The 12,329-nt window shown below is 70.2% G+C and carries 13 protein-coding genes and 1 other RNA gene; 11 read left to right on the top strand and 3 right to left on the bottom strand.

Features of this window, described 5'->3' with window-relative positions:
• Positions 1 to 42: 42 nt before the first annotated feature.
• Positions 43 to 861 (bottom strand): transporter substrate-binding domain-containing protein, encoded by an 819-nt coding sequence (locus VOI19_RS04590; RefSeq protein ID WP_323791776.1) that lies wholly within the window; start codon positions 859 to 861, stop codon positions 43 to 45.
• 198 nt (positions 862 to 1,059) lie between these two features.
• Here VOI19_RS04590 and prfB point away from each other — a divergent pair, with 198 nt between their 5' ends.
• Together prfB and VOI19_RS04580 are read left to right on the top strand one after the other, a co-directional pair.
• Positions 1,060 to 2,178 (top strand): peptide chain release factor 2, encoded by a 1,119-nt coding sequence (gene prfB / locus VOI19_RS04585; RefSeq protein ID WP_323791775.1) that lies wholly within the window; start codon positions 1,060 to 1,062, stop codon positions 2,176 to 2,178.
• Between the two features lie 3 nt (positions 2,179 to 2,181).
• Positions 2,182 to 4,128, top strand: a complete 1,947-nt coding sequence (locus tag VOI19_RS04580) for an alpha-amylase family protein (protein ID WP_323791774.1) — start codon at positions 2,182 to 2,184, stop codon at positions 4,126 to 4,128.
• On the opposite strand, the gene VOI19_RS04575 is transcribed toward VOI19_RS04580, so the two are convergent.
• A complete protein-coding gene (locus VOI19_RS04575; RefSeq protein ID WP_323791773.1) occupies positions 4,125 to 4,826 on the bottom strand; it encodes a hypothetical protein in 702 nt (233 codons plus the stop codon). The two genes, VOI19_RS04580 and VOI19_RS04575, sit on opposite strands and share 4 nt — an antisense overlap.
• A 48-nt stretch (positions 4,827 to 4,874) precedes the next feature.
• Between VOI19_RS04575 and ftsE the strand changes: the two genes are divergently transcribed.
• From ftsE to VOI19_RS04560, 3 genes are read left to right on the top strand one after another with little or no spacing between them, the layout of a single operon-like run.
• Positions 4,875 to 5,564 carry a cell division ATP-binding protein FtsE gene (ftsE, locus tag VOI19_RS04570; RefSeq protein WP_323791772.1) on the top strand — a complete coding sequence of 230 codons (690 nt, stop codon included), beginning with the start codon at positions 4,875 to 4,877 and terminating at the stop codon, positions 5,562 to 5,564.
• A 54-nt stretch (positions 5,565 to 5,618) separates the two neighbouring features.
• On the top strand, positions 5,619 to 6,533 hold the full coding sequence (gene ftsX / locus VOI19_RS04565; RefSeq protein WP_323791771.1) for a permease-like cell division protein FtsX: 915 nt from the start codon (positions 5,619 to 5,621) through the stop codon (positions 6,531 to 6,533).
• Positions 6,534 to 6,588: 55 nt separating this feature from the next.
• On the top strand, positions 6,589 to 7,863 hold the full coding sequence (locus VOI19_RS04560; RefSeq protein WP_323791770.1) for a peptidoglycan DD-metalloendopeptidase family protein: 1,275 nt from the start codon (positions 6,589 to 6,591) through the stop codon (positions 7,861 to 7,863).
• Between the two features lie 22 nt (positions 7,864 to 7,885).
• Here the strand turns inward: VOI19_RS04560 and VOI19_RS04555 are convergent, their stop codons facing one another.
• Positions 7,886 to 8,089 (bottom strand): hypothetical protein, encoded by a 204-nt coding sequence (locus VOI19_RS04555; protein WP_323791769.1) that lies wholly within the window; start codon positions 8,087 to 8,089, stop codon positions 7,886 to 7,888.
• Between the two features lie 99 nt (positions 8,090 to 8,188).
• On the opposite strand from VOI19_RS04555, the gene smpB reads away from it, so the two are divergent.
• The 6 genes from smpB to ssrA all read left to right on the top strand — a co-directional run bounded on the left by smpB (position 8,189) and on the right by ssrA (position 12,306).
• Complete coding sequence (gene smpB, locus VOI19_RS04550; RefSeq protein ID WP_323791768.1) at positions 8,189 to 8,677, top strand: SsrA-binding protein SmpB; 489 nt, start codon at positions 8,189 to 8,191, stop codon at positions 8,675 to 8,677.
• A 3-nt stretch (positions 8,678 to 8,680) separates the two neighbouring features.
• Positions 8,681 to 9,559, top strand: coding sequence for an amidohydrolase family protein (locus VOI19_RS04545; protein WP_323791767.1), 879 nt, complete (start codon positions 8,681 to 8,683; stop codon positions 9,557 to 9,559).
• Between the two features lie 30 nt (positions 9,560 to 9,589).
• Positions 9,590 to 10,717 carry a serine hydrolase domain-containing protein gene (locus tag VOI19_RS04540; RefSeq protein WP_323791766.1) on the top strand — a complete coding sequence of 376 codons (1,128 nt, stop codon included), beginning with the start codon at positions 9,590 to 9,592 and terminating at the stop codon, positions 10,715 to 10,717.
• Positions 10,717 to 11,346 carry a maleylpyruvate isomerase family mycothiol-dependent enzyme gene (locus tag VOI19_RS04535; protein WP_323791765.1) on the top strand — a complete coding sequence of 210 codons (630 nt, stop codon included), beginning with the start codon at positions 10,717 to 10,719 and terminating at the stop codon, positions 11,344 to 11,346. Before VOI19_RS04540 ends, VOI19_RS04535 begins: the two co-directional genes overlap by 1 nt.
• Before the next feature lie 129 nt (positions 11,347 to 11,475).
• Positions 11,476 to 11,868 (top strand): YybH family protein, encoded by a 393-nt coding sequence (locus VOI19_RS04530; RefSeq protein WP_323791764.1) that lies wholly within the window; start codon positions 11,476 to 11,478, stop codon positions 11,866 to 11,868.
• 68 nt (positions 11,869 to 11,936) lie between these two features.
• Positions 11,937 to 12,306, top strand: a transfer-messenger RNA (tmRNA) gene (gene ssrA / locus VOI19_RS04525).
• Positions 12,307 to 12,329 lie beyond the last annotated feature (23 nt).

Genomic DNA, 12,329 nt, shown 5'->3' with positions numbered 1-12,329 from the left:
GACGGGACCGTCGTGATCGAGGGCGTGATCACGCTCTACGTGTCACCGAAGAAGGGCTGACCCCGGCGCCGGCGGCTCCGGCACCGTCGCGCCCGGAGTCAGCAGGTGCTCGCGATAGCTGTCGTCCCAGGCGCCTGACTCGATCATCCGGCGCAGCAGCTCCTCGACGACCGCCCCGTCGGGCGACCCCTTCGGCAGCCCGATGCCATAGCTGCGCACCCCGAACGGCGACTCGAGCACCTTGAGGCCGTCGTACCGCTGGGTGTAGCCGTCGAGCATCACGTCGTCACCGGTGACCGCGTCGACCTCGCCGCCCAGGAGCAGGTCGACGCAGGCCGCCAGGGACTCGGCGGGACGCAGGGCCACGCCCGGCGAGAAGGCGGGCTGCTGGAGCACGGCGGCGTCCGGGGTGTCGACGACCGAGCAGAGCCGTCGGCCGGCCAGGGTGTGCGGGCCGGTGATCCCGGCCTCGTCGGCAGCCACGAGCAGGTCCTGGCGCGCGGTCAGGTAGGGCCCGGCGAGGTCGACGAGGCGATCGCTGTGCGCCGTCGCCGGGTAGGTGCTCACGACCAGGTCGACCTCGCCGCTCTGGAGCGAGCGCTCGCGCGTGCTGTCGGGCAGTGGACGGAACTCCGTCTCCTCGGCTGACCAGCCCAGGCCCCGCGCCAGGTAGTGCGCGACGTCGACGTCGAAGCCGACCGGCGCACCCGCCTCGTCGAGCGTCGAGAAGCCCGGGACGTCGTCCCCGATCCCGATCACCAGCGTCCGCTGCGCCGTTGCGGCGCTCGAGCCGTCGGCGCAGCCGCCGAGCACGACGCTCAGCAGGGCGCACAGGGCAGCGAGCAGGGGGAACGGACGCATGGTTGGGAGCTTCCGGAATGGTGGGCACAAGGAGGGAGCGGACTCCTGCGTGGGGCCGAGTGTAGTCGGCGCGGGCCTCCTCAGGGGCGCCCGAGGAGGCTCGAGGCGAGGGGGACTGGACCACGTGATCACCGGGTGCACGCGGCGGTGGCGGTCGCGGTTGCTGTTGTCGCGGAGGGCGCGAGTAACCTGCGCGATGTGGCAGGCCCAGATTTCGAGACCCAGATCAAGCAGCTCCAGGCGACGATGCACACCATCGGTCAGGTCCTGGACCTCGACGGCATGCGCGAGGAGATCAAGGACCTCGGCGACCAGGTCGCCGCCCCGGACCTCTGGGACGACCAGGACAACGCGACGAAGGTGACCGGGCGGCTCTCGTTCCTCCAGGGCACCCTGGACCGTTTCGTCGAGCTCCAGGACCGCATCGAAGACGTCGGGGTGCTCGTCGAGCTCGGCGTCGAGGAGGGCGACGAGGACTCCATCGCCGAGGCCGAGCGTGAGCTCGTCCGCGTGAAGAAGGCCGTCGAGGGCCTCGAGGTCCGCACCCTGCTCAACGGTGAGTACGACGCCCGCGAGGCGTTGGTCTCGATCCGTTCCGGCGCCGGTGGCGTCGACGCCGCTGACTTCGCCGAGACCTTGATGCGCATGTACGTGCGTTGGGCCGAGCAGCACGACTACAAGGTCCAGGTCTACGAGACCTCCTACGCCGAGGAGGCCGGCCTCAAGTCGGCGACCTTCGCCATCCATGCGCCGTACGCCTACGGCACGCTCTCGGTCGAGTCCGGCACCCACCGTCTGGTGCGGATCAGCCCCTTCGACAACCAGGGGCGTCGCCAGACCAGCTTTGCCGCGGTCGAGGTCGTGCCCGTGCTCGAGCAGACCGACGAGATCGAGGTCCCCGACGAGGAGATCCGCATCGACGTCTACCGCTCCGGTGGCCCCGGCGGGCAGTCGGTCAACACCACCGACTCCGCGGTGCGCCTGACGCACATCCCCACCGGCACGGTGGTGTCGTGCCAGAACGAGAAGTCGCAGCTGCAGAACAAGGCCAGCGCCATGGTGGTGCTCAAGGCCAAGCTGCTCGCCCGCAAGAAGGCCGAGGAGAAGGCGCACCTCGACTCGATGCGCGGCGACGTGCAGGCCAGCTGGGGCGACCAGATGCGCAACTACGTGCTCAACCCCTACCAGGTCGTCAAGGACCTCCGCACCGGCTACGAGGTCGGCAACCCGACCGCGGTGTTCGACGGCGACCTCGACGGCTTCCTCGAGGCCGGCATCCGCTGGCGCCGTGGCACCGAGAAGGCAGCCGAGAGCTGAGGCATGCGTACGTTTCCGCTGCCCACCAGCGCCGTCGAGGCGGCGCGGACCGGTCTCGCCTCCGCTGGGGGCGTCCCGTCTCACCGCGCGGCGACCTTCCACGCCCGGCTCGAGCGCTGGTGGCCGGACCTGCGAGACGCGGTCGGTGACCTCCACCCCGCTGCCGCCGAGACGGTGGCGGCGCGGCTGGTCACCATCGCCGCCCGTGGGTTCGCCGAGCGCCCTGACGACCTGCACGGCCTCGACGAGCGACGGCTGCTGCGTCCCGACTGGATCCAGCAGCCCGACCGCTTCGGCTACGCCTGCTACGCCGACCGCTTCGCCGGCGACCTCGCCGGGATCGAGCGTCGACTCGACCACCTCGAGGACCTCGGCGTCACCTACCTGCACCTGATGCCGCTGCTCCAGCCGCGAGAGGGCGACAACGACGGCGGGTACGCCGTGCAGGACTACCGTGCCGTGCGCGCCGACCTCGGCACCGTAGATGACCTGCGTGACCTCGCCACCCGGCTGAGGGGACGCGGCATCAGCCTCGTCGTCGACCTGGTGCTCAACCACGTGGCGCGCGAGCACGAGTGGGCTGCGGCGGCCCGAGCCGGCGACGAGAAGTACCGCGACTACTTCCATCTCTTCGCCGATCGCGACGGCCCGGCCGGCCCGGACGCCTACGAGCAGACGCTGCTGGAGGTGTTCCCCGACTTCGCGCCCGGCAGCTTCACCTTCGACGACGACCTTCAGGCCTGGGTCTGGACCACCTTCAACTCCTTCCAGTGGGACCTCGACTGGTCGAACGCCGACGTGCTGGCCGAGTTCGCCGACCTGGTGCTGTTCCTGGCCAACCTCGGCGTGGAGGTGCTGCGCCTGGATGCCATCGCCTTCCTGTGGAAGCGGCTCGGCACCGACTGCCAGAACCAGCCCGAGGTGCATGCGATCACCCAGGCGTTGCGCACAGTGGCCCGCCTCGCGGCGCCCGCGACCCTCTTCAAGGCCGAGGCGATCGTCGGTCCGCGTGACCTCGTGGGCTACCTGGGGCTCGGCCGGCACGCGGGTCGGGTGAGCGACCTGGCCTATCACAACAGCCTGATGGTGCAGATCTGGTCGATGCTGGCCGCCGGCAACACGATCCTCGCGCGCCACGCCCTTGCCGCCCTGCCGCAGCCCCCGGCCACCGGTACCTGGATCACCTACCTGCGCTGCCACGACGACATCGGGTGGGCGATCGACGACGCCGACACCGCGGCGGTCGGCCTGGGAGGCGGGTCGCACCGCGCCTTCCTCTCCGACTACTACGCCGGTGACTTCCCGGGCTCGCCTGCCGAGGGCTTGGTCTTCCAGGAGAACCCCGCCACCGGTGATCGCCGCATCAGCGGCACGGCGGCCTCGCTCACCGGCCTCGGGGAGCGTCGCCTCGATCCTTCCGGCGGGCTCGCCCGTCTCCTGCTGGGCCACACGATCGTCGCCGGATGGGGCGGGGTGCCCGTGGTGTGGAGCGGCGACGAGCTCGCGCTCCCCAACGACGCCCACTGGGCCGACGAGCCCGGGCACGAGCGCGACAACCGGTGGGCCCACCGCCCTCGGGTCAGCGACGAGGTGGCCGACCGCCGCCACGATCCCACCTCGGAGGGTGGGCAGGTCTTCCACGCGATCGCCCGACTGGCTCGGGTGCGTGCCTCGCTGCCCCAGCTGCACGCCGCGGCCACGGTCGAGGTGCTCACCGACACCGACGACGCCCTGCTCGTCGTCGTACGACGCCACGCCTCGGGCGTGATGGTCGGGCTCTACAACGTCGGTCGTGAGCACCGCGCCTTCCCGCTGTGGCGCCTCGAGGCGACCGGCCTCGCCGCGCCGTACGACGCCCTGTCGGGCGAGCGGGTGGCGGCCGACGGCGACGGGCTGGTGTGGCTGGCGCCGTATGCCGCCCGCTGGGTCGTGGAGGCTCCGGAGCGCTAGTCGAGCGGCTGGCCGAGCGGGGGAGTCGCGGCGGCACGTGCCACCGCGGCGCACCACTCGCCGGCACGGTCGAGCACTGCGGCGGGGGCGCCCGTGCGAGTCAGCGAGCAGGCGAGCCAGGCGTCGCCGAACAGCCCGCGGAAGGACGCCTCGGTCGATCCCTTGCCGGCCGAGCAGGTTCGAGCCAGCGTCGGTGCACCGAAGGCGGGCGCCGCTCGCCGCACGACGCAGTCGTCGGCACGACGCGCCTCGGTGCGCAGCAGGCGGGCGTCGGCCGGCGTGACCGGCGGGGCGAAGACCCAGCCACGCAGGACGGCGCGGCCGCGCTTCCAGCGGCAACCGAACTCGTGGGAGATGTCCTTGATCCCGGAGGCGATCAGCACCGACTCGCCGTTGCCGTAGGACCGGACGTCGGCAGGCTCGCCCCCCAAGGCGCTCTCGACCGCGGCCGGGTCGACGAGGTCGCAGAACGCGGCGCGCTGCACCGTCAGGACGGTCGTGTCGAGGTCGGCGAGCGGTGTGCTGGTCGGCTCGGGGGACGCCTCAGGACTCGTGGTGGCCTCGCGGGGGGCACCGCTCGTGGCATCGCCCCCGCCGCGCGTCGCGAGCGCCGTGACGACCACGGCGAGCACGATGATCGACGCCAGAAGAGCTGCCAACGGCGCGGGACCGCGCAGTCCGGGTGGGGTCGAGAACACATCGGTCAATGTACGGGCCGCTCAGGTTCCTCGCGTACCGTCAGGCCCGTGATCCGCTTCGAGAAAGTCACCAAGTCCTACGCGGGGCCCGACAAGCCCGCTCTCAACCAGGTGACCATCAACGTCGACAAGGGCGAGTTCGTCTTCCTCGTCGGGGCGTCCGGGTCCGGCAAGTCGACGGCGCTGCGCCTGCTCCTGCGCGAGATGCGCCCGACCACGGGCCGCGTCTACGTGGCCGGCAAGGAGATCAACCGCCTCGCCACCTGGAAGGTGCCGCGCCTGCGTCGCCAGATCGGCACGGTCTTCCAGGACTTCCGCCTCCTGCAGAACAAGAACGTCAGCGAGAACGTCGCCTTCGCGCTCCAGGTCATCGGTCGCTCCAACCGCGACATCAAGCGGATGGTGCCCGAGACCCTCGAGCTGGTCGGCCTGGCCGACAAGGCCAACCGGATGCCCGAGGAGCTCTCCGGCGGAGAGCAGCAGCGCGTCGCCGTGGCGCGAGCCATGGTCAACGACCCGATGATCCTGATCGCCGACGAGCCCACCGGCAACCTCGACCCCGCCACGTCGGCGGGGATCATGAAGCTCCTCGACCGCATCAACGGCACCGGCACGACCGTGCTGATGGCCACCCACGACCACGGGGTCGTCGACCAAGGGCGCAAGCGCGTCGTCGAGCTCGAGCACGGACGCGTCGTCCGCGACGAGGCGTCCGGCGTCTACGGCTACCAGCACTAGCCGCGCTCGCACGCACCCTCGCCCCGCACCTCGTCACCAGAAAGTCTTTCCTGCATGCAGCTGCGCCACGTGAACACGAACCTGCGTCAGGGCTTGCGTCGCAACGCCTCGATGCACCTGGCCGTCATCCTGACCCTGTTCGTGTCCCTCAGCCTCGCCGGCATCGGGCTGATGATGAGCAAGCAGGCCGATCTCACGGTCGACGTGATCGGCTCCGAGCTCCAGATCCAGGTCGTGCTCTGCCTGCCCGACGACCCGCAGAACGCGTCGTGCACGAGCGAGGTGACCGAGGAGCAGAAGTCGGCCATCGCCGACGCCATCGAGGACAACCCCGAGGTCGCCGACGTCACCTTCGAGTCCAAGGCCCAGTCGCTGGAGAAGCTCAAGGTGCTGCTCGGACCCGAGCAGTTCGAGGGTCCTGACCCGGTGTTCACCGTGGAGGACGCCCCGCAGGCCGTGCGCATCACGCTCAAGGACCCCAACGACTTCGACGGCACCGTCGACGCGGTGGCCAACCTCGACGGCGTCAGCTACATCACCCTGGCCAAGGACGAGGTGAAGCCGATCTTCACGCTCATCGACGTCTTGCAGTACAGCTCGTGGGGAGCGGCTGCGGCGCTGATCCTCGCCTCGATCCTGCTGGTGGCCAACACGATCCGCCTGACGGCCCTCGCGCGCCGCAAGGAGATCGAGATCATGCGACTCGTGGGTGCCTCGCGCATCTTCATCGCGCTGCCCTTCCTCCTCGAGGCGCTGGTCACCGCGCTGGTCGGTGTGGGGCTGGCGATCGGTGCGGTGGCGGCCTTCACGCAGTTCGCGATCGTCGGCGGACTCGGCGAGGTCGTCAAGGCGCTGCCGTTCATCGGCTGGCCCGAGTGGGTGGAGACCTCCCTGGTCCTGCTCGCCGTCGCTCCGGTGCTCACCGTGGTTCCGACACTCCTGCTGACCCGCAAATACCTCAGGCTCTGACCTCGGTCCCCTACCGTGGGGACGTTCACTTCCCCGAACGCAGTAAGGCCCTCCTGTGCGCTCCTTCCCCAGCGCCGCTCGTCAGCACGTCACTGCCCTCACGGTCGGTGTCCTGTCGGTGGCAGCACTCACCCTTCCCCTTGCCCACGCCGACGAGGACGACCTCAAGAACCGTCGCGACACGGTTCAGGGACGAATCTCCGACACCGCGTCCGACCTCGCCGAGGCCAGCCGCGAGGCGGCCCGCGTCGGTCGGGCGCTCGACAAGGCCCAGGGGCGACTCACCTCGGCCCGGGCCCGGCTGAGCAACGTCCAGGCCCGACTCTCCGAGGCGCGCGACCTCGAGCAGCGGCTCCAGGACGAGCTCGTGCAGGCTCGCGAGGCGCTGATCGTCGCCAACGACGAGCTCGCCGAGGGCAAGGAAGCCGTCGTCGTCCAGCGGCTGAGCGTGCGCGACAGCATCCTGCGGCTCTACGCCTACGGCGACCCGCAGCTGCGGGCGCTCGGGGCGTTCTTCGACAACGCCACCCTCGAGGACCTCCAGCGCCAGGACGTCGCCGACAAGGTCATCGTCGGTCGCGGCAGCCAGGAGCTCGACGCCTTCCAGGCAGCCGAGGCCGAGCTGGTCGCGCAGAAGCAGAAGGTCAAGGCTGCCCGCAACGAGATCGCGGACAAGACGGCTGCGGCCGAGAAGCAGGTCGTCACGATCGCCGGCCTCGTCGAGGACGCCCGCGTCGAGGCCGAGAAGGTCGCCGGCCTGGTGGGCTCGACCAAGAGCGCCCGTCAGCAGGCGCTGAAGGTGAAGGCGGCCGACCGGAAGCGCCTGGCCGAGCTGCGTGCCCGCGAGAAGGCCATCAAGGAGCGCCTCGTGCGCCTGGCCCGTCGCGAGGCCGAGCGTCAGGCCCGCAACGGCGGTGGCTTCAGCGGAGCCTCCGACGGCTTCCTCTCCTACCCGACCGACGGCCCGGTGACCTCGCCGTACGGCTATCGGACGCACCCGATCTACGGCTACTACGGCCTGCACAACGGCACCGACTTCGGTGTCTCGTGCGGTCAGAAGCTCGTCGCCTCTGCCGCCGGCCGGGTCATCAGCACCTACTCCGACGCCGTCTACGGCAAGCGGGCCTTCGTGAGCGTCGGCATCGTCAACGGCAAGAGCCTGGTCGTGGTCTACAACCACCTCTCCGGGTACGCCGTGCGCCAGGGCCAGCGGGTCTCCCGCGGGCAGACGATCGGCTACGCCGGCTCCACGGGCTGGTCGACCGGCTGCCACCTGCACTTCTCGGTGCTGGCCAACGGCAACCCGGTGAACCCGATGAACTACATGTGAGGCGCCGCCGTTGGAGCCGCGGCTAGAAGAACCCGCCTGACGGTTCGCCGCCATGGTCGTGGACCGTCGGCCCGCCGTACTGCGAAGAATCGCCGTGCGCCTTGCCGATGCCGTCGCGCGAGAGGGTGCCGTGGCGCCCGCCGCGCTTCTTGAGGCGGTAGTCGGAGCGCGCCGCGAGGAGCAGGGCGACGGCGACCGGGACGAGCACGAGCAGGAAGAGCCACATGGCCGTCCACCTCCGAGTTGGGGAGCCTGAAGGTAGCACCGGGCGGTGCCGGTAAAGGTGCGTGTGAAGTCGGTTGCCGACGCCTGCAAGAATCGTCGGATGGCCAAGCAATCCGGTGACAAGCCCCGCAAGGTCGTGGCGGCCAACAAGAAGGCCCGTCACGACTACGCGATCGACGACACCTTCGAGGCCGGACTGGTCCTGGTCGGCACCGAGGTGAAGTCGCTGCGGATGGGCCGCGCCTCGTTGGTCGACGGCTTCGTCGACATCGACGCGGGCGAGGCCTGGCTGCACGGCGTCCACATCCCCGAGTACTCCCAGGGCAGCTGGACCAACCACGCCGCGCGCCGCAAGCGCAAGCTGCTCCTCAACCGGGTCGAGATCGACAAGATCGAGCGTCGGGTGAGCGAGAAGGGCCTGACCGTCATCCCGTTGTCGCTGTACTTCGTCGACGGTCGCGCAAAGATCGAGATCGGTCTGGCCAAGGGCAAGAAGTCCTGGGACAAGCGGCACGCGCTGGCCGAGCGCCAGGCCACCCGCGAGACCGAGCAGGAGGTCGGACGCCGGCTCAAGGGCATCCCGGACTGAGCCGTGACTGAGCCGCTGCACCCGGACGCCCGCGCGGTCCGCGCCTTCTGGCAGGGCCTCGGCCTGCCCGGGCTGTACGACGTGCACGTGCACTTCCTGCCGCCCAACATCCAGCGTGCGGTGTGGGCGGTCTTCGACTCGGCCGGTCCGAAGATCGGCCGCGACTGGCCGATCCGCTACCGCGAGTCGCACGAGGATCGGGTCGAGATCCTGCGTGGCTTCGGCCTGCGGCGCTTCTCGACGTTGCCCTATGCCCACAAGCCGGGGGTGGCGGGCTACCTCAACGAGTGGTCGCGCGAGTTCGCTGCCGGCGTGCCCGAGGTCATCCGGTCCGCGACCTTCTACCCCGAGCCCGAGGCTGCGTCGTACGTCGCCGACGAGATCGACTCGGGGGTCGAGATCTTCAAGATCCACCTGCAGGTGGGGGAGTTCCACCTCGACGACCCGCTGCTCGACGACGTCTGGGGAGTGCTGGAGGACGCCGGGACGCCGGTCGTGGTGCACGCCGGCTCCGGACCGGTCGGCAACGACTTCACCGGTCCGGGGTCGATGGAGCGGCTGCTGGCCCGCTTCCCGCGACTGTCGCTGGTCGTGGCTCACATGGGGGCGCCCGAGTGGGGGGAGTTCCTCGATCTCGCTGAGCGCTACGAGCACGTGCGCCTCGACACCACGATGGTGTTCACCGAGTTCTTCGGCGCCGTCTACCCGCCCGACCTCGTGCCTCGGCTGCGCGACCTCGAGCCGAAGATCCTGCTCGGCTCCGACTTCCCGACGATCCCGTACCCCTACGTCGAGCAGCTCGACGGCCTCGCCCGGCTCGACCAGGGCGACGACTGGCTGCGAGCGGTGTGCTGGGAGAACGGTCACCGTCTCCTGGGGTGACGTCCTGGGATGACGTCCTAGGGTGACGGGGTGGCTGATGGAACCTGCGCTGACGACTTCGCGCCGCTGAGGGACCTGCTCGACCGCTCGCTGGACGACGGCGCGGACGCCGGGGCGTCGATCGCCCTGGTGCACGACGGCGAGCTGCTCGTCGACCTGTGGGGCGGCGAGGCCCGGCCCGGGGTGCCGTGGGAGCGCGACACCCTCGTGCAGGTCTGGTCGGTCACCAAGACGATGGTGGGCCTCGCGACCCTGGTGCTGGCTGATCGCGGTGAGCTCGACCTCGACGCCCCGGTGGCGTCGTACTGGCCCGACTTCGCGGCCGCCGGCAAGGGCGACGTGCGGGTGCGGCAGGTGCTCGGTCACACCTCCGGTGTGCCCGGGTGGACGCCGCCGCTGACGGTCGAGGAGCTGATGGACCTCGAGCACAGCGAGGCGATCCTGGCCGCCGAGACGCCCTGGTACGAGCCCGGCTCGGCGCCGGCGTACCAGATGATCGACCACGGTCACCTGCTCGACGCGATCGTGCGCGGGGCCACCGGACGGTCTCTGGCCGACGTGCTCCACGAGGACGTCGTCGCACCGCTCGGCGGCGGTTTCCACCTCGGGGTGCCCGACGACCTGCTCGACAGCTGCGCCGACCTGATCGCCCCGCCACCGCTGGACCTGGACCCCGACCACCCGCCCACCGACTTCCTGCTGCGCACGGTGCTCAACCCCTCGCTCAGCACCCGCACCTGCAACAGCGCACCGTGGCGGCGCTCGGCGGTCGGCGGTGCCGGCGGCCACGGCACCGCTCGCGGGGTGGCCCAGGTGCAGGCCGTGGTCTCGCACGGGGGAGAGGTCGGGGGCGTGCGCCTGCTGAGCGAGGCCGCGGTCGACCGCATCTGGGAGGTGCAGTCGAGCGGCACCGACCTCGTGCTCGACGTGCCGCTGACCTTCGGTCTGGGCTACGGGTTGGAGACGCCGGCGGCACCGGCGCTGCCGTCGGGTCGGATGTGCTGGTGGACCGGCTATGGCGGCGCGATCGTCGTCAACGACGCAGAGACGCGCACGACGTTCGCCTACGCCCCCAACAAGCTGGTCAACCACCTGGTCAGCTCACCGCGCACCGACGCCTACGTGCGCACCGCCTTCGACTGCCTGGGAGCGTCGTGATGGATCTCTGGAGCGCGCTCGCCGACGAACGTCGGGCCATCGCCGACCGCCTCGAGACGTTGACCCCCGAGCAGTGGGCGACGCCGTCGCTCTGCTCGGCCTGGACCGTGCGTCAGATGGCGGCGCACCTGCTGGTGAGCTGCGACTTCACCGTGCGGGAGGCTGCGTTCGCGATGGTGCGGGCGCGGGGCAACGTCGACCGGCTCCAGCTGGTCCTGGCCCAGAACCGGGCGCGACTGTCGACGGTCGAGCTCGTCGCGCGCCTGCGCGAGAAGGCCGACGTGCGCCAGGCTCCACCGGTGGTGGGCGTTCACGGCCCCTACACGGACTCGCTCGTTCACCAGCTCGACATGTGGCTGCCGCTCGGGCTGGACGACGAGCGGCCCGTCGAGCGCTGGCGCCCGGCGCTGGACTTCCTGATGACGAAGAAGGCCGCCGTCGGCTTCCTGCCCTCCCGGGCACCTGACCTCTGGTACCAGGCCACCGACCTCGAGTGGCAGCACGGCACCGGCGACGTCGTCTCCGGCACTGCAGCCGACCTCGCGCTCGCCCTCCTGGGTCGCACGCCCCACCTGGACCGCCTCGACGGCCCGGGTGCCGACACCCTCCGCACCTACGCGCGCGGCTGACCGTTGGTGATCGAGTAGTCGGCCGGCGAGCGGAGCGAGACGCCGACGTATCGAGATCCCTTGACGATCCCTGCCGCCGGTGCGAGTCTCGCGAGATCGGGATCGGCGCAGGTAGGTCTGGAGGCCACCATGGACGTCACGGAACGCAGGGCAGCACTGGAGCAGCGGGATGCGGCGTGGTCGGCTCTCGCTGCGTCCGGAGGCGACGTCGAGGAGATCGTCGACTTCTGGACAGCGGACGCGGTCGTCATCCCGCCCGGGATGCCTCCTGTCGTCGGCACGGCGGCGCTGCGCGAGTACGTCGCCGGCGCCTCGACGATCCCGGGGTTCCGGATCAGCTGGAGCGCCGGTGACATCGACCTGTCTGCCGACGGCACGATGGCGTGGATCCGTCAGGACAACCTGGTCGAGATGACCGGCGAGAACGGCGAGGCACTGTCGTCCGTGGGTCGCGCCGTCACGGTGTGGCGCCTGGAGGGCGAGACCTGGCGGTGCTGCGCCGACGTGTGGAACAGCCTCTGACTCGACGACGCCGACAACCGGGTGGGTTCTGTCCCCGGGGACCGCTAGACTCAAGACACAATTCAAGAGGGGCTGATCGGTTTCGACTTGGGACGTTAGTTCCAGGGGAAGCGGGTCGAGAAGCCAACGTCATCTCGTAAACGACCGTTGGAAACTTATAACTGCCAACACCAATCGCAGTTCCTTCGCTCTCGCTGCCTGAGCAGTGATCGAAGCGTCAGCCCGGGCATCTGTCTCCGTCCCGGGACCTGGCGTCGCTAGGAGACTTGCTGATCACTCTCTGTCTGGAGGGGTGATCGGGACTTAATCCTGACTGAGCCTGTCGGCGACGTGTCTGTGCGAGCGCCGGGGCCGAGAAAATCGACATCACAGACTGCACCCGGAGAAGACCTGGTTCGACGCTCGAGGACGCGGGTTCGATTCCCGCCAGCTCCACACACACGGTGTGGGGTCTTCGCAGA

This window comes from Nocardioides sp., assembly GCF_034670285.1.
Taxonomy (GTDB): Bacteria; Actinomycetota; Actinomycetes; order Propionibacteriales; family Nocardioidaceae; genus Nocardioides.
This window is presented reverse-complemented; position numbering and strand designations above follow the sequence as displayed.